Source organism: Burkholderia aenigmatica (assembly GCF_048627025.1).
Taxonomy (GTDB): domain Bacteria; phylum Pseudomonadota; class Gammaproteobacteria; order Burkholderiales; family Burkholderiaceae; genus Burkholderia; species Burkholderia aenigmatica.
The window spans coordinates 1,848,538-1,866,437 of the sequence record NZ_CP184468.1 but is presented as its reverse complement, the minus strand read 5'-3'; the positions used below and the strand labels follow the sequence as shown (position 1 = coordinate 1,866,437).

Genomic DNA, 17,900 nt, shown 5'->3' with positions numbered 1-17,900 from the left:
TGTCGGTGAATCCGGCGCGTCAGACGTGACGGCCGGAGAAGAACGTCTCGCGCAGCGCGCGCATCCACAGCGGCTGCGCGTCGGCCAGCGCGAGACGGCGCTGCCGCGCGAAGCCATGCCGCGCGAGATGGTCGGCAACCCGCGCGTGGCCGGCCGGAACGGCACAGCCGACCGCTTCGGTACGCGGGTCGTCGAGAAACAGGTAATGGACGACGGACGGCAGCCAGCCGGCCACGCAATGCGGGCCGCGCCAGCGCGATTCGCCGACCAGCATCCGCAGGCCGCGGTCGTAGTCGCGCGCCGCGACGTGCGGCGCGAGCGCGTCTTCCTTCAGCCAGTACGCTTCGAAAAACGCGAACGGTTCGCCGTCGAAGCAGCCGACGAGCGGAATCACGTGCGGATCGGTGCCGGGCGCGGTGCCTTGCGCGCCGTCCGTGCCGGATGGCGCGGGTTGCATGGGTTGCGCGCCCGGCCAGCCGTCGCGCACGCGCGGTTCGCCGAACCAGCGCGCGAGTCGCCCGGTATCCTCGGCGGGCTGCCAGCCGCGCAGCATGAAGCGCACGCCGAGCGCCGGCAGGTCGCGCGCGTAGACCTCGCCGCGCGGCGCGGGCGGCCGGCGCGGATGGCGGCGGCCGTCGGTGAGCATCGGCAACGTCGCGCAGGGCAGATGCGGGCCGACGAGCCACAGATCGGCCTGCTGCGCCCAGCCCTCGCGCATGCAGCGTCCGCCGTCGGCGAGCACGCCGCTCGCGCGCAGCGCATCGAGCGCGACCGCCGGCCATGCGGCCGGGTCGAGCCGGATCGCCGCGTGGCGCGCGCTGTCCGAAAACGCCGCCGCCAGCGCGGCCAGCAGCGCGCGCCGCTGGTCGGCCGGCGCCGCGCGATGGTTGTACGCGACGAGGCGCAGCGCGCCGTCGTCGCCAAGTTGGGCGCGCAGCAACTGCGCGCCGATGCCGTCGCCCTGCGCGACGCGGATCTCCGCACCGTCGCGCACGGCGAACAGACCGTCCGCGAACGCGAGGCGGTAGGTATCGAGCATCGTGAATCCGTCCGGACGTACTTCAGCCAGCATGGCGTGCCTCCTGTCCCGTTTCCGTGAGCGCATCGAGTCGCGCGCCGAGCGCCGCGAGCGTCGGCGACGCGAATACGTCGGCAACCGTCAGCGCGTGACCGACGCGGCTGGCCGCATCGACGAAACGCACGACGTCGAACGAGCTCGCGCCGGCTTCGAACAGGTCGGCGCCAGGTTCGGGCGCGGCCGTCGCGAACGTGTCCGACCACAGCGCCGCGAGCACGGCAGCCGCATGCGGCGTACGTGACGGCGTTGCCGCGCATGAACCGCCTTGCGCCGGTGCGCGACGCGGCGCTTGTGCAACGGCACGCTCGTCGGGCACGCCGAGCGCCGCTTCCGACGCGCCGGCGAAGCGCGCGACTTCGTCGTGATAGAGATCGACGAGCGCATCGACGAAGCCGCGCTCGAGCAGTTCGTCCGCATACGAGAACGCGGCGCTCACGCGGCCGTCCGGATGCTCGACGACGTCCAGCTCCAGCGTGAACACGACGCGATGGCGCACGTCGTCGAATCCGGCCAGCGACAGGCCGGCCCAGTCGCGTGTCGCGGCACCGGCCGGGCGCAGGTAGTTGAACATCACCTGGAACAGCGGATTGGCCTGCGCGGCACGTGGCGCGCGCAGCGCCGCGACGACGTCCGCGAACGGCACGTCGGCGTGCGCGTAGGCCGCGAGCGCCGTGTCGCGCACTTGGGCGAGCAGGTCCGCCCGGCGCGCGGCCGGGTCGATCCGCGTGCGCACGACGACCGAATTGATGAAGAGGCCGAGCGCATCACGAGCCGCGTCGCCCGTCAGCTCGCGCGTCGACGCGAGCACGCCGACCGGCTGGTCGGCCGCCCCCGTCGCGCGGAACAGTGCGGCGTTGAGCGCCGCGTGCAGCAGCATCGGCAGCGTCGCGTGCGCGGCCGACGCCGTGTCGCGCGCCGCGCGGATCAGTGGGCCGTCGAAATCGAACGCGATGCGTGCCGCGCGCCATTGCGGCACGGCCGGCGCGTCCGCGCGCTGCGGCAGCACGCGCGCCGGCAGATCGGCGAGCGCATCGCGCCAGTAGGCGACGCGGGCCGGATGGCACGGCGCGGGCAGCACGAGTGGTACGGCCGGTTGGACGGCCAGTTGGACGACCGCTTCGGCTGGCACGGCGGCGACCTTTACGCGGGCGACATAGCGCGCACGAACCGCATCGAGCCACAGCTCGATCGATTCGCCATCCGACACGATGTGATGAATCGTCACCGACAACACGTGATCGTCTGCACCGAGCCGCAGTACCCGCGCGCGCCACAGCGGCGCATCGGCTGCGAGGTCGAACGGCGTGAGTGCATCCTCGTCGGTCAACGCCGCGGCGCGAGCCAGCACATCGGTTTGCGCCGACAGGTCGATCACCGGCAGTTCGACAGTTACGTCTGCGTCGATCCGCTGGCCCGGCAGCGCGCCGTCACGCGCAACGAGCCGCGCGCGCAGCGCGGGATGCACGGCCGCGACATCCGAGAAGGCGGCACGCAGCGCATCGACGTCGAGCGGGCCGCGCACACGCAGCGCGACCGGAATGTTGTATGCGGCGCTGTCCGGCTGCGCACGCCACAGGAACCACAGGCCGAGCTGCGCCGGCGACAGCGGCCACACGCCGTGTGCGTCCGGTTTGGCTACCGCGACACCCGGCGCCGCAGCACCGGCATGCGCGGCGCGCGGCGCATCGGCCACCTGCAACGCGTACTGCGCGAGCACCGGCGCCTCGAACAGCGCGCGCACCGGCACGTCGCGGCCGAGCCGCTCGGCCACGCGCGTCGCGACGCGCACGGCGGCGAGCGAATGGCCGCCGAGATCGAAGAAGTGATCGCCACGGCCCACGCGCTCGAGATTCAGCACGTCGCACCAGATCGCCGCGAGCGCGGCTTCGTCGCCGTCGTGCGGCGCTTCGTACGCACGCTCGATACGCACCGGCGCCGGCAGCCGGGCGCGGTCGACCTTGCTGTTCGCGTTGCGCGGCAGCGCGTCGAGCACGATCAGCTGCGCCGGCACCATGTAGTCGGGCAGCTTGCGGCGCAGGTGCGCGTCTAGCGTCGCGGCTTCGACCGGCTGTGCGGCCGCCCGTGCGTCGGCGGTCAGTTCGACATACGCGACGAGCTGCGCGAGTGCGCCCTGCCCGTGCACGACCGCGCACGCTTCGCGCACCGCGTCGTGCGCGGCAAGCTGCGCCTCGATCTCGCCGAGTTCGATGCGCAGCCCGCGCAGCTTCACCTGATGATCGACGCGGCCGATGAAGTCGAACACGCCATCCGCGCGACGCCGTACGAGGTCGCCCGTGCGGTACAGCCGCGCGCCCGGCGCGCCGTACGGATCGGGCACGAAGCGCTCGGCCGTCAGCGCCGGGCGGTCGAGATAGCCGCGCGCGACGCCGATCCCCTCGCCGCCCAGGTACAGTTCGCCGATCACGCCCACCGGCAGCGGATGCAGCCGCTCGTCGAGCACATGCGCGGTGCGTGCGCCGACCAGTGTACCGATCGGCAGGTACGCGGCGTCGCCGAGCTTCGCGAGTTCGTCGCCGGGCCGGAACATCCACAGCGTCGGCGTGATGACCGTCTCGGTCGGGCCGTAGCCGTTGACCACGCGCACGTTCGGCAGCGCGCGGCGCAGCATCGCGAACGCCTCGCGCGACGTCGCCTCGCCGCCTACCGTCAGCGAACGCAGCGTCGGCGGCGCACCATGCGCGAGCGCCCATTCCGCGAGCTGTGCGGCGCAGCCGGGCGGCACATAGGTCATCGTCACGCCGTCGCGGACCATCATCGCGCAGGTCTGCGCGGGCGGCCACAGCACGTCGGCCGTCACCGACACGGCGGCACCCGACATATATTGCGAAAACCAGCCTTCGTGCGCGCCGTCGAAGTTGACCGACTGGAACAGCAGAAACACGTCCTGCTCGCCCGCGCCGTAGCGTTCGGCGATCGCCGCGCAATGCAGCGCGAACGACGCATGGTCGACGATCACGCCCTTCGGCTTGCCGGTCGAACCCGACGTGTAGATCGCATAGGCCGCATGGCCCGGCAGCGCGTCCGGCAGCACGACGTGCGCGGCTGCGTCGAGTGCATCGACCTCATCGGCGCGCCACACGCGCAGATCCGGCAGCTCCGGCAGCGATGCGGCGCTCGCGCCGTCGGTCAGCACGTGCGCGATGGTTGCGTCGCCGACGATCTGCGCGAGCCGTTCGCGCGGATGCGCCGGATCGAGCGGCACGAACGCGGCGCCCGACTTCAGCACCGCGATCAGCGCGACGAGCAGGTCGACCGAGCGCTGCAGCGCCACGCCGACGCGCATTTCCGGGCGGACGCCGGCCGCCACCAGGTGACGTGCCAGGCGCGCGGCGCGCGCGTCGACTTCACCGCGCGTCAGCGCACGATCGATATCGGCCACGCCGCGTGCGTCGGGTCGTGCTTGCGCATGCGCGGCGATGCGGGCATGCACGGGCACGAACGGTTCGGCGTCGGTCGCGCCCGCCGGTGCGTTCCAGGCGAAGAGTTGCTCGCGCTCGTCGGCGGGCAGCCAGTCGAGATCGCCGACCGGCATGTCGGGGCGCGCAAGCACATCGGCCAGCAGCGTAACGAAACGCGCGGCCAGCCGGGCGATCGCGTCCGCATCGAACAGGTCGAGCGCGTAGATGAATGCGGCGTCGAACGTGCCTTCAGGCGTCGCTTCGACAGAAAGCGTCAGGTCGAATTTCGCGGACGGCGTGCCCGACGGCAGCAACGCGGCCGATGCCGTGCCGAGCGCCGGCAGCGCGCGGCGCTCGCCGTACGCGGCCATCACCTGGAACAGCGGATGGTGGCTCGCGCTGCGCGGCACACCGAGCGCGTCGGCCACCTGCTCGAACGGCACGTCCTGATGCATCTGCGCGTCGACGAGCGCACGCTGCGTGCGGGCGACCAGCGACGAGAAATCACCATGCGCGGGCACGTCGACATCGATCGCCAGCGTGTTGACGAAGAAACCGATCAGGCCTGCGACTTCTGCGCGTTCGCGGTTCGCGGCCGGCACGCCGACGCAGATCCGCGCGTCGCCGGTTGCGCGCGCCAGCAGCGCATCGAGTGCGGCGAGCAACACCGCGAACGGCGTGGCGCCCGATGCGGCCGCGAATGCGCGCAGTTGCGCACCGATGCGCGCGTTCAGCGAAAACACATGGCGTGCGCCGCGCGCACTGCGGCGCGCCGGCCGTGCGGTCGCGCCCGGCAGCGTCAGCACGCCACGTTGAGGATCGAGCCGTTCGCGCCAGAAAGCGAGCTGGCGGTCGCGTTCGCCGGCGTCGAGCCAGCGGCGCTGCCACAGCGCGTAGTCGGCGTACTGGATCGGCAGCGGCGCGAGCGGCACCGGCCGGTCCGACGCATACGCGCGATAGAACGCCGCGAGTTCCTCGAGCATCACGCCCGACGACCAGCCGTCCGACACGATGTGATGCACGGTCAGCGCGAGCCAGTGATGGGTCGCGTCGAAGCGCACCAGATGCGCGCGAACGAGCGGCGCCGCGCCGAGATCGAACGGCTCGGCTTCATCGGCCGTCGCGACGGCTTCCGCGCGGGCCGTGCGCTGCGCGTCCGGCAGCGCTTCGAGACCGGTTTCGCGCCACGGGCAGCGCAACGGCGCGTGGATCGTTTGCGCGACGCCGTCCTGCGCTTCGTCGAAGGTCGTGCGCAGCGCTTCGTGGCGTGCGATCAGCGCATCGCACGCAAGGCGCAGCGCATGCGCGTCGAGCGGGCCCGTCAGCGCCAGGCGCTCGGTGATGTGATACGCGTCGGGCGCATCGATCAGCCGCGCATGCAGCCACAGCCGCGTCTGTGCGAACGACGCCGGCACCCGGTCGCTGCGCGGCGTGCGGGGCGGGATCGGCAGCACGCGAAAATCGATACCGGCCGCACCGAGCTTGTCGATGAAGACCGCGCGCTGCGCGTCGGGCAGTTGCGCGAAACGCGTCGCGAGCGCGAGCCAGTCGGGTTGAACCTTCGTCATCCGTCGTCCTTATTGGGTTTCCAGTTCGCCGAGCAGCGCGTCGATCGCGCTCGCCGCATCGGTCGCGCCGCGCACCGCGCAGGCCGCGTCGATCGCCTCCGCGCAGCGCGCCAGCGTGCGCGTGTCGAACAGCGTGCGCAGCGGCAACGCGAGCCCCCAGTGCAGGTTTGCCTGCGCATGGGCTTGCGTCGCGAGCAGCGAATGGCCGCCGAGCAGGAAGAAGTCGCCGTCGCGGCCGATCGCGTCCACGTGCAGCACGCGTTGCCAGATCTCGGCGAGCGCGCGTTCAGTGTCGGTCGCGAGTTCGACTTCGGCTGCCGTTTCGCGTACCGGTGCGGGCAACGCATGGCGGTCGCACTTGCCATTCGGCGTGACGGGCAATGCATCGAGTTCGATCAGTTGCGACGGCACCATGTAGGCCGGCAATTGCGCGCGCAGCGCGTCGAGCAGCGCTGCCCGGTCGAGCGGGCCCGCGTCGCCGCATGCGACATAGCCGATCAGTTGCTCGTCGCGCACGATCACGACTGCATCGTTCACGCCGGGCGCCGCACGCAGCAGCGCCTCGATCTCGCCCGGTTCGATCCGTTGGCCGCGCAGCTTGACCTGCGTGTCGACGCGGCCGAGGTAGTCGAGCGCACCGTCCACGCGCCGGCGCGCGAGGTCGCCGGTGCGGTACATGCGCGCGCCCGGCACGAACGGATCGGGTACGAAGCGCTCGGCGGTCAGCGCCGGACGGCCGAGATAGCCGCGCGCGAGGCCCGCGCCGGCGAGATACAGTTCGCCGGTCGCACCGGCCGGCACCGGCTGCCATGCGGCATCGAGCACGTGCAGTTGCAGGTTCGCGATCGGATGGCCGATCGGCACCGCGACCGCATTTGCGTCGTCGGGGCAGCAGGTCCAGTGCGACACGTCGATCGCGGCCTCGGTCGGCCCGTACAGGTTCACGAGCGTCGCGTTCGGCAGCAGCCGCGCCATTTTCGCGACGAGCTCGGGCGCGAGCGCCTCGCCGCTCGCGACGATCAGGCGCACGCTGTCGCACTGCGTGGCGGCTGAAAAGTCGTCGAGATACGCGGCGAACGCGGCGAGCATCGACGGCACGAAGTGCAGCACCGTTACGCCGTGCGCATGGATCGCCGCAGCCAGACGCGCCGGATCGCGATGGTCGCCTGGCGCGGCGATCGCGAGCTTCGCGCCGATCGCCAGCGGCCACACGAATTCCCACACGGAGACGTCGAAACCGAACGGCGTCTTGTGCAGCACGACGTCGTCGCGTGTCAGCCGGTAGGCGTGCTGCATCCACGCGATCCGGTTCGCGAGCGCGCCGTGCGTGTTGCCGGCACCTTTCGGCTTGCCGGTCGAGCCGGACGTGTAGATCAGGTACGCGAGTTGGGCATCGTCGATCGTGGCAGGCGCGCTGGCAGCGTCGCTTTCGCTTTCGTCGGCGAGCAGATCCGCGACCGTCAGCAACTGCGTCGTTGCACCGTCGCCGAGCGCAGCTTCGACTGGTTCACGCAGATGCGCCTGAGTAATCGCGACGGCCGGCCGCGCGTCGCGCAGCAGGTAGGCGATGCGCTCGGCCGGATAGTCGGGATCGACCGGCAGGTAGGCCGCGCCTGCCTTCAGGACGCCGACCAGCGCCATCACCATGTCGAACGAACGCTCGACACACAGCGCGACCGGCGTGTCGGGCTGCACGCCGCGCCGGCGTAGCGCGGCCGCGATCCGCGACGTGCTGACGTCGAGTTCGCGATAGGTTGCGCGATGCAAGCCGCCGTGAATGTCCGCGTATTCGAGCGCGATCGCGTCGGGCGTCGCCCGCGCCGCATCGGCGAATTGAAGATGCAGCGGCTGCTGTTGCGATGCCGGCCACTCGCGCGCGGTGTCTTGCGCCAGCGCCAGTGCATCGCGGGTTGCGTCATCTGCGATCGACAGCGCGCCGAGCAGCGCGTCCGGCGTGCGGGCCAGCGCATCGAGCGCACACGCGAATGCACGGTGCCAGGTTTCTACCTGCCGCGCGTCGACGCGCGCGGTGTCGTAGCCGTAGTCGATCGTCAACTCGGCGCCGCTCTCGATCACGAGCGTCAGCGCGAAGTCGGTCGCTTCGATGCTGCGCACGCCGCTCAACGCGAGCGCGCGCGGATCCGCGTCGCCCGCCGTGTCGTCGACCGGATAGTTCTCGAACACGACCAGCGTGTCGAACAACGCACCACCCGCCCCGCGCGCCCAGCGCTGGATGTCGGCAAGCGGCGTGTGCGCGTGCTCGGCAGCGGCCGCGTTGTCGCGTTGCAGCGTTTGCAGCCAGTCGGCCGCACGCTGCTGCGGCGCCGGTGCGGTGATCACCGGCAGCGTGTTGATGAAAAGACCGAGCACCGAGTCGACGTCCGCCAGCGCGTCGGGACGTCCCGCGACGGTCGCGCCGAACGCGACGGCCGGCTGGTGCGTCATCCGCTGCAGCGCGAGTGCCCAGGCGCCCTGCACCAGCGTGTTGACGGTCAGCTTCAGTGCCCGCGCGGTCTGCGCGACACGCGTCATCGCGTCGGCGTCGAGCGTCGCGCGCCACGTGACCATCTCGGCATCCGCCCGGTCAGCCGTGCGTTCCGCGATCAGCGTCGGTGCGTCGAGCCGTGCAAGGCGTGTCGTCCAGAAGCGTTCGTCGGCTTCGCGGTCGCGCGTGCCGAGCCATGCGATGAAGTCGCGATAGCGCAGTGCCGGGCGGCTCGCGAACGGCGACACGGCATCCGGGTCGCGATAGTCGCGCAGCACGTCCGCGAGCAGGCGCGCGGTGCTCCAGCCGTCGAGCAGCACGTGGTGGCGCGTCCATACGACACGCCATGCGTCGTCGGTCACGCGGATCAGCGTGAGCCGCATCAGCGGCGGTTCGCGCCAGTCGAAACCGCGTGCGCGGTCGGCCGCAAGCCACGCGTCGAAATCGGCGTCGAGCGTGTCGCCGCGCGTGCGCCAGTCGAGCTGTTCGACCGGCATTGGCGCATGGCGATGCACGCACTGCAGCGGCGCGGCTTCGTCCGGCATCACGCTCGTGCGCAGGATGTCGTTGCGCGCGATCGACGCTTCGAATGCGGCCGCGAGACGATCGGCATCGAGCGCGGTCGCGGTCGCGACGAGCTGGTTCACGTAGCTCGCGTGACCGGGCGCGAACAGCGCGTGGAACAGGATGCCCTGCTGCATCGGCGACAGCGGATACACGTCGTCGATCGTGCGCCAGTCGAGCGGCGCGCGTTCGATCGCGGCCTGCGTGAGACCGGCGGCCTGCGCGAGCGGGAAATCGCCCGGCGTCGCGCCACCGCCGCGATGCGCCACGCGCGATGCACACGCGTCGACGAGTTCGCGCAGCGCCGCCGCGAAGCGTTCGGCGAATGCGTCGATCGTCGCGCGCGCGAATTGCGGTGCGCCGTAGACCCAATGCACTTTCAGCGTGCGTGCGCCGTCGCGATCCGTGTCGAGGTAGGCGTGGATCGCGAGCGTATTGCCGAGCGGTCCCAACGGATCGCGTTCGACGCCGGTGCCGCCGAAGCGCGGCACGAGCGTCGCATCGCGCGGCGCGTCGAACTGGCCGAGATAGTTGAACGTGACGCGCGGGCGCGGCACGGCGGCCAGCGCCGCGCGCGTCGCCGCATCGCCGTAGTGTGCGAGCACGCCGAAGCCGAGCCCCTTGTGCGGCACCGCGCGCAGCGTGTCCTTGACCGCGCAGAGCGCGTCGCGCGCGGTGGCCGCGACCGGCAGCGTCACCGGGTAATGGCTTGTCAGCCAGCCGATCGTGCGGCTGGCATCGGCATCGTCAAACAGCGCCTCGCGGCCATGCCCTTCCAGCTCGACCCGGCACGATGCGGCACCGCTCACGCCGGCCAGTGCCAGCGCGAGCGCCGCGCCCAGCAGTTCGATCGTCTGCGTGCGATAGGCGGCATGCGCATCGGTCAGCGCCGCGCGGGTCAGTGCCGCGTCGATCGTCTGCACGACGACGGCGGCATCGGCGTTCGTCGCCGTTGCGTCGGGATGATCGGGCACGACGTCGTTGCCCAGCGCCATGCCGGCCCAGTACGCGGCTTCGCCCGCAAACGGCGATGCCGGTTCCGTTGCCGCACGCGCGAGTCGCGACGCCCATGCATCCGCACGCAGGCCCGGCTGCGACAGCCGGATCGGCGCGCGCTCGCATGCCGCGCGGTACGCGGTGTCCAGGTCGTCGAGCAGGATGCGCCACGACACGCCGTCGACGATCGCATGGTGAATCGCGAGATAGAGCTGCGTCGATCCGTCCGGCAGGCGTGCCGCGCATGCGCAGGCAAGCGGCCCGCGGCCGAGGTCGAGACGGCGCTGCAACGCGTCGAAGCGCGCGAGCGCGTCGGTTTCGTCGCGGGCAGAGACTTCGACGAACGGCAGTGCGTCGTACGGCTTCGCGGCATCGCTGGCGTGCCACGTGCCGTCCGCGCCGCGCGCAAAGCGCTGGCGGAAAGCGTCGTGATGGGTCAGCAATGATTCGAAGGCGCGCGCGAATGCATCGGCGTCGAACGGGCCACGCACGTCGAACGCGACCGACTGGTTCCAGTGGCCTGGATGCGGGATATCGAGCGCGAAGAAGCGCTGCTGCGCGGGTGTCAGGACCTGCGCCGCCACGGGCGCGCTGGCAACGGCCGCGACCGCAGGCTGTGCGGCAGCCACGTCTTCCGTCTTCGCGATGCGCGCGAGTTCGGCCACCGTCGGGCCATCAAACAGTTGCTTCGGCGTGAAGCGCACGCCGCGCTTGCGCGCACGGGCGATCACCTGCAGCACGAGGATCGAATCGCCGCCGAGTTCGAAGAAGTTGTCGTCGCGGCCGACTTGCGGCGCCTTCAGCACGGCTTGCCAGACTTCCGCGAGTACCGTTTCGACCGGGCCCTGCGGCGCATTGCCGGCCGCGCTCGCGACCGGCGCGGCCGCCTGTTCACGCAACGCGGCGCGATCGATCTTGCCGTTCGCGGTCACCGGCAGGCGCGCGAGCGCAACGAACTGCGCGGGCACCATGTAGTCGGGCAGCTTCGCGGCAAGCGCTGCGCGCATGGCGGCCTCGTCGAAGTTCGCGCCATCGCGCATCACGACGAACGTCGCGAGCCGCAGCCGGCCGTCGTGTTCGATCGCGAGCGTTTCGGCCTGCGCAACCGGGCCGGCCGCACGCACGGCCGCACTCACCTCGCCCGGTTCGACGCGGTAGCCGCGAATCTTCACCTGGTCGTCGATACGGCCGAGGAACGCAAGACGGCCATCCGCGCGCAACCGTACGCGGTCACCCGTACGATACAGCCGCGCGCCGGGCGCGAACGGATCGGGTACGAAGCGCTCGGCGGTCTGCGCCGGGCGACCGAGGTAGCCGCGCGCGACGCCCGGCCCACCCAGATACAACTCGCCCGTCGCGCCAGCCGGCACGCACGCGCCGAACGCATCGAGCACCAGCGCACGCGCATTCGGCAGCGGCAGACCGAGCGGCACGCTGCTCGCGGGATCGCGCGCATCGGCGGCAATCGACGCCGTGTCGCACGCGATCGCGCCGACCGTCGCTTCGGTCGGCCCGTAGTGGTTGATCACGCGGCAGGCGGGCGCAAGCGCGGCCAGGCGGGCGACGAGCGCCCACGTGAGCGTTTCGCCGCCCGTCACGAGCGCGTGGCGCGGCAGCACGTCGGCCGGTACACGGGCATCGAGCAGCGCCTGCAGGTGGCTCGGCACGATCTTCAGCACGCCGACCTCGCGACGACGCATTTCCTCGGCGAACAGGTCCGGATCGAACGCGCACGCGGCCGGCAACAGGTGCAGCGTGCGACCCGCGCACAGCGCGCCGAACAACGTCGTGTGGCCGAGATCGGCCGCGACGGTCGATACCATCGCGAACGACGCGTCCGGTGCGAACGCGAGTTCGTCGAGCATCCCCTGCACGTAGTCGGCCAGCGCGCCGTGTGACACGACGACGCCCTTCGGCGTGCCGGTCGAGCCCGACGTATAGATCAGGTACGTGCCCTGTTCCGGATGCGGTGCGATGCGCACGCCGGCTGCGTGCGCAAGCGTCGCGTCCTGCGCGAGCGCGTCGACGTCGAGCGGTTGTGCATCGATGCCGGCCGGCCAGGCGGCCGACTCCGCGACGAGCGCCCAGCGCGCGCCGCAGTCGGCGGCTGCCGCGGCGAGTCGCGCGGCCGGCTGTGCCGGGTCAAGCAATACGGCGAGCGCACCGGCCTTCAGCGCACCGAGCAGGCCGACGACGAAGCGTGCCGAGCGTTCGATGCAGACGATGACGGCCGCTTCGGCAGCCACGCCGCGCTCGGTCAACGCGCGTGCGATGCGATTCGATGCGTCGTCGAGTTCGGCGAACGTCAGCGATGCCGACGCATCGGCGAGCGCGACGCGATGCGGATACGCGGCCGCCTGTCGCGCGAACGCGGCGACGATGTCCGCATGTTCGACGCGCAGCGCGCGGCCGTCACGCGGCTGGCGCGAAGCGGCCGACGCGTCGCACGGCAGTACAGCCGTCGTTTGGTGCGGGTCGCGCGCGGCCGCACCGACGAGCGCCGCATAGCTGTCGAGCCATGCGCGCGCGGTGTCCGCATCGATGCAATCGGTCGCATAGGCCGCGACCAGCGCGATGCCGTTCGCATCGTCGGTGAAATCCACTGCGAATTCGAAGCGCGCGGCGAGATCGGGGCCCGGCGTTGCAACGGCCGTCGCACCCGGCAGCACGCTGTCGTGCCGCGCGTCGAACTGCTGCGCGAATTTCACGCGGAGCCATTCGTCGCCGCGCTTGACCGGCGGCTTCACCGCATCGACGACGCGCTCGAACGGCACGTCCTGGTGCGCGACCGCGTCGAGCGCCGCCGTGCGCGCCGCATCGACGAGCGCACGGAACGGCAGCGTCGGCGCCACGCGCACGCGCAGCGCGACGGTATTCAGGAACAGCCCGAGCAGCGCACGGGTTTCGGGGCGCTGACGATGTGCGACCGGCACGGCAACGACGATATCCGTCGTGCCGGTCAGGCGCGACAGCCACGCGTCGAGCGCAGCCAGCAGCACCGTGAAGGTGGTTGCCTGTGCGTCGCGCGCAAGTTGCCGCACGTCGGCCGCGACCGCGTCGGGCAGCCGCACCGACACGCGTGCGCCCTGCAGCGTGCGTACCGCCCCCGGCTGACGATCGACCGGCAGCGCGAGCGGGCCCGGCACGTCGCGCAATGCGCCGCGCCAGTAGTCGAGCTGACGCTCGCCCTCTCCGCCGGCCAGCATGTCCCGTTGCCAGTCCGCATAGTCGGCGTACTGGATCGGCAGATCGGGCAACGACGGTTCGCGGCCTTCGGCATATGCGCGATAGGCAGCCGACAATTCGTCGAACGCACAGCGCGAGCTCCAGCCGTCGGTAATCGCGTGATGCGCGGTCAGCAGCAGGCGGTGACGGTCGTTGGCGAGTGCGACTAGCGTCGCGCGCAGCAGCGGGCCGCGCGCGAGGTCGAACGGTTCGGCCGCATCGCGCTCGGCGAGACGCGCGGCTTGCGCGTCACGTGCGGCGGGCGGCTGGTCGCGCAGGTCGATGTCGGCGATCGACACCGGCAGGTGCGCATGAATCCGCTGCATCACGATGCCGTCGTCGTTGTCGACGAGCGTCGTGCGCCACGCTTCGTGGCGTCCGATCACATGATCGAGCGCGCGCTGCAGCGCGTCGCGGTCGAGCGCGCCGTCGATCGTCCAGTGCGCGGCGATGTGATATGCGGCACTCGCGTCACGCGTTTGCGCGAGCACCCAGAAACGTTGTTGCGCGAGCGAGGCGGCACGGTCGACGTACGGTGCGACCGATACGGCCGCTTCTGCCGGCAAACGGCGAGCGGGAATAGCGGCCAGCGGCTCGCCAGTTTCGCGCTCCGAACGATCGACCGCTTCGGCCAGTTCGAAGAGCGCCGGATCGGCAAACAGCGTATCGAGCCGCAGGTTCACGCGCGATGCGGCACGGATCGCCGCCTGCAACTGCATCGCGGCGAGCGAATCGGCGCCCAGCGCGAAGAAACGGTCATCGCGCGACGGCGTGACGTCGAGGCCGAGCAGCGTCTGCCAGAGGCCGGCGAGTTGCCATTCGGTCGGCGTGCGCGGTGCGTCGCCGCTGCCTTGCGCGGTGTCGCGCGCGGCGGCAATCTTCTCGCGCAGCGCGGCCCGGTCGATCTTGCCGTTCAGAGTATACGGCAGCGCATCGCACCGCACGAACCGGTGCGGCTGCCATGCGGCCGGCAGTTGCGCGGCCACGTGTGCTTTCAGCGCCGCATCGTCGGCTGCCGCGCGCAGTGCGACGCACGCGATCAGCCGCGTCGGCCCGTTGCCGGTTTCGGCGACCACGGCCGCGTCGGCCACGGCCGGATGCGAACGCAGGCATGCGGCGATTTCAGCGGGCTCGACGCGCACGCCGCGCACCTGGACCTGGTCGTCGAGGCGGCCGAGATAGTCGAATGCGCCGTCGTCGCGCAGCCGTGCGAGGTCGCCCGTGCGGTACACGCGCGCACCGGGTTCGCCATCGGCATCGGGAATGAAACGTTCGGCCGTCAGCGCCGGACGGCCGTGATAGCCGCGCGCGACGCAGACGCCGCCCAGCAGCAGTTCGCCCACGCCATCGGCTTCACCCCCGTCGACGCGCGCGACGCGCGGGCCGATCACGCGGCCGATCGGCAACGACGCATACGCATCGTCGGCGGCCAGCGCGGGCGTCTCGCCCGGCTCGACCGGCCACAGCATCGGCGAGATCACGGCCTCGGTCGGCCCGTAGCCGTTGATCAGGCGTGCCGACGGGAACGTGCTGCGCACGAATTCGAACGCCTGCTGCGGCAACGCTTCGCCACCGAATGCGAGCACGCGCAACGCCGGCGGCACGCCATCGCGCGCGGCCACTGCCGCGAATTCGCGCAGGTATGCAGGCGGGAACGCGGCCACGTTGACCGATTCACTCACCATCAGCGCATGCGCGGCATCCGGCGCGAACGGCTGCGGCGGCGCCACGACGATGCTCGCACCGGTCGCGAGCGGCGCGAGCCAGCATTCATGAGCGGCATCGAAATTGACCGACGCGAAATGCAGCAGGCGGTCGCCGGCCTCGATCGGCAGCGCGGCCGCGAGCGCGTCGCAGTGCGCGGCCAGCGGCCCGTGTTCGACGACGACCGCCTTCGGCGTGCCGGTCGAACCCGACGTATAGATCATGTACGCGGCCGAACGCGGGTGGACGGACACTGCTTCGTCATCGACGGCGATCGCGTGCCCGTCCGACGCTTCGACTGCCGCGTCAAACGCATGTTCGAACGGCTGGCCGAGCGCCGCACGGCCAGCCGCGTCGACGATCCCGTGCCGCAACTGCGCATCCTGGACGATCCAGTCGAGGCGCGCAGCCGGATGACGCGGATCGAGCGGCACGAACACACCGCCCGCCTTCAGCACGGCCAGCAGCGCGACGAACAGCTCGCCCGAACGCTCGACGCACACGCCCACCCGCACTTCCGCGCCGACGCCGGCCGCGCGCAGCTGCCGGGCCAGCCGCGACGCCCGCGCATCGAGCGCACCGCGCGACAGGCGCAAATCATTCTGGAAAGGGATCGCGATCGCGGGTGCGTCGGGCGCGATGCGCGCCAGTTCGCGGATTCGGTGATGCAGCGCAGTCGGGAAACTCGTCATGTGCGTGAAATCCTTCGGTCCGGCCGCTTCGGCCAAGTCTCGGGGCCGCTTGGGGCGGCTTCACTGATGTGACGAACGGCGCGGCCGATTTTTTACCGTTTTGTACGCAAAGCGCGTGCAAACGCTTTTTTTGAACACGCCGCTAAATATTTGCGCGGCCCGTTCGTCTATCAGGGAGGAAAGCCGGAACGGGGCCCCGCCTCGCCCGCCGCTTTCGCGTTTTCGCCTGCCTTCCCTTTACCGACGTTGCCGATGACAGCCGCCCACGAGCCTTCTTCCCCGCCGTCCCTCGACGCTTCCCCCGGCCGCCCCGCGGCGCGCCTGATCCTTGCGCTGCTGCGCGAAAGCCGCGCGTCGCTCGTGCTGGCGCTCACCGCGTGCGTGCTGAACGGCGTCGCGAGCGTGCTGCTCGTCGCGACGCTGAACCGCGCGCTCTCGCAGCCGGGCGCCGCCGACGCGTCGCTCGCGTGGCGCTTCGCGCTGTGCGCGGTAATCGCGCTCGTCACGCGGATCGTGTCGGGCACGCTGTTCGCGCGCCTGTCACAGGACACGATGGCGCGGCTGCGCGTGCATCTCGCGCGGCGCGTCGGCGCGGCCGAGCTGCGCGACATCGAGCGGATCGGCGCGGCGCCCGTGCAGTCGGTGCTGACCGACGACGCGACCAACGTGTCGATGCTGTTCTTCGCGCTGCCGAACCTGGTCATGCACGGCTCGATCGTGTTCGGCTGCCTCGGCTATCTCGCGTGGCTGTCGTGGCCGGTGTGCCTGCTGGCGCTGGCCGCGATCGTCGCCGGCTCGCTCGGCTATCACACCGGCGACCGCCGCGCGATCGCATCGCTCGAAGCGGCCGGTCAGGCGCAGGACCGGCTGTTCGGCTATCTCGGCTCGCTGTTTTCCGGCGCGAAGGAGCTGAAGCTGCACGATGAACGCGCCCGCCAGTTCGTCGACGGTCAGCTCGGCGCCGCGATCGGCGAAGTACGCGACCACCGCCGCCGCGCGTTCAGCGCGTACGCGGTCGGCGTCGGCTGGATCATCTTCCTGTTCTATGCGTTCCTCGGCGTCGCGTCGTTCTGGCCGCAACTCGGCGTGCATGCCGATCCGGCCGCGGCCGCCGGCTACGTCGTGGTGTTCCTGTTCATGCTCGTGCCGCTCGACGGGCTGCTGAACAACCTGCCGACCGTCAACGCGGCACGCGTGTCGCTCACGCGGATCGAAGGCGTGATGGCCGAATTCGGCGCGCTGCGCACGGTGCCGCCCGCGTCCGACGCACCCGACGTGCCGCCGGCCGGCGCCGTCACGCTGCGCGGTGTCACGCATGCGTACTTCCACGAACGCGACGAACGGATGTTCAGCATCGGGCCGATCGACCTGACGATCCAGCCGGGCGAGCTGGTGTTCATCGTTGGCGGCAACGGCAGCGGCAAGACGACGCTCGCGAAGGTGCTGACGGGGCTCTACGAGCCCGAGGAAGGCACGATCGAGGTCGACGGCCGCACGATCGGCTGGCGCGAGCGCGCCGCGTACCGGCAGCGCTTCAGCGCGGTGTTCAACGATTTCCACCTGTTCGATGCGCTGCTCGGCATCGTCGATCCCGACGATCCGTCCCGCGCGCAGGCCGACGCGCGCGCAAACGCGCTCGTCGCGAAGCTCGCGCTCGATCACAAGGTGAAGGTGGTCGACGGCGCGTTCTCGACCCGCGCGCTGTCGACCGGGCAGCGCAAGCGGCTCGCGCTCGTCGTCGCGTACCTGGAAGACCGGCCGTTCTACCTGTTCGACGAATGGGCGGCCGATCAGGATCCGTCGTTCAAGGCCGTGTTCTACGAGCAATTGCTGCCCGAGCTGCGCGCGCGCGGCAAGGCCGTGATCGTGATCACGCACGACGATCGCTACTTCGATCTTGCCGACCGCTTGCTGAAGCTCGACAACGGGCGCATCGTCAGCGACACGACGCCGGCGCGGTCACGCGCACAGGATGGCGTCGATGCGCTGAGCGCGTAACACGTCAGTCGATAAAAAAATCGCCGACGCGCTGCAGTGGCAGTGCGTCGGCGATTTTCGTTTCAGGAAGAAAGATTGGAGGCACGCGGTGCGTTCGTGTAAAGGCTCGCGCCGTTCACCGCCAGTCAGGCCAACCGAAACGCCCTGCCCATGGAAATCCAGGCGGCATCA

4 protein-coding genes are annotated in these 17,900 nt (G+C 71.0%); 1 reads left to right on the top strand and 3 read right to left on the bottom strand.

Going from position 1 to position 17,900, the window contains the following annotated elements; translation table 11 throughout:
* Window positions 1-19: 19 nt before the first annotated feature.
* The 3 genes from ACN8ZM_RS08695 to ACN8ZM_RS08685 are packed head-to-tail and all read right to left on the bottom strand — an operon-like array spanning window position 20 to window position 15,731.
* A complete protein-coding gene (locus tag ACN8ZM_RS08695) occupies window positions 20-1,072 on the bottom strand; it encodes a GNAT family N-acetyltransferase (protein ID WP_420209792.1) in 1,053 nt (350 codons plus the stop codon).
* Entirely contained in the window at window positions 1,062-6,065 is a 5,004-nt protein-coding gene (locus tag ACN8ZM_RS08690; protein WP_420209791.1) for an amino acid adenylation domain-containing protein, read from the bottom strand. Before ACN8ZM_RS08690 ends, ACN8ZM_RS08695 begins: the two co-directional genes overlap by 11 nt.
* A gap of 9 nt (window positions 6,066-6,074) precedes the next feature.
* Window positions 6,075-15,731: an amino acid adenylation domain-containing protein gene (locus ACN8ZM_RS08685; protein ID WP_420209790.1), complete on the bottom strand. Its 9,657-nt coding sequence runs from the start codon at window positions 15,729-15,731 to the stop codon at window positions 6,075-6,077.
* 252 nt (window positions 15,732-15,983) lie between these two features.
* On the opposite strand from ACN8ZM_RS08685, the gene ACN8ZM_RS08680 reads away from it, so the two are divergent.
* Window positions 15,984-17,729: a cyclic peptide export ABC transporter gene (locus ACN8ZM_RS08680; protein ID WP_043182792.1), complete on the top strand. Its 1,746-nt coding sequence runs from the start codon at window positions 15,984-15,986 to the stop codon at window positions 17,727-17,729.
* Window positions 17,730-17,900 lie beyond the last annotated feature (171 nt).

Excerpts from the sequence above, each read along its gene's own strand:
- ACN8ZM_RS08685 (WP_420209790.1), bottom strand. The coding sequence starts at position 15,731 with ATGACGAGTTTCCCGACTGCGCTGCATCACCGAATCCGCGAACTGGCG.
- ACN8ZM_RS08695 (WP_420209792.1), bottom strand. The coding sequence starts at position 1,072 with ATGCTGGCTGAAGTACGTCCGGACGGATTCACGATGCTCGATACCTAC.
- ACN8ZM_RS08690 (WP_420209791.1), bottom strand. The coding sequence starts at position 6,065 with ATGACGAAGGTTCAACCCGACTGGCTCGCGCTCGCGACGCGTTTCGCG.
- ACN8ZM_RS08680 (WP_043182792.1), top strand. The coding sequence starts at position 15,984 with ATGACAGCCGCCCACGAGCCTTCTTCCCCGCCGTCCCTCGACGCTTCC.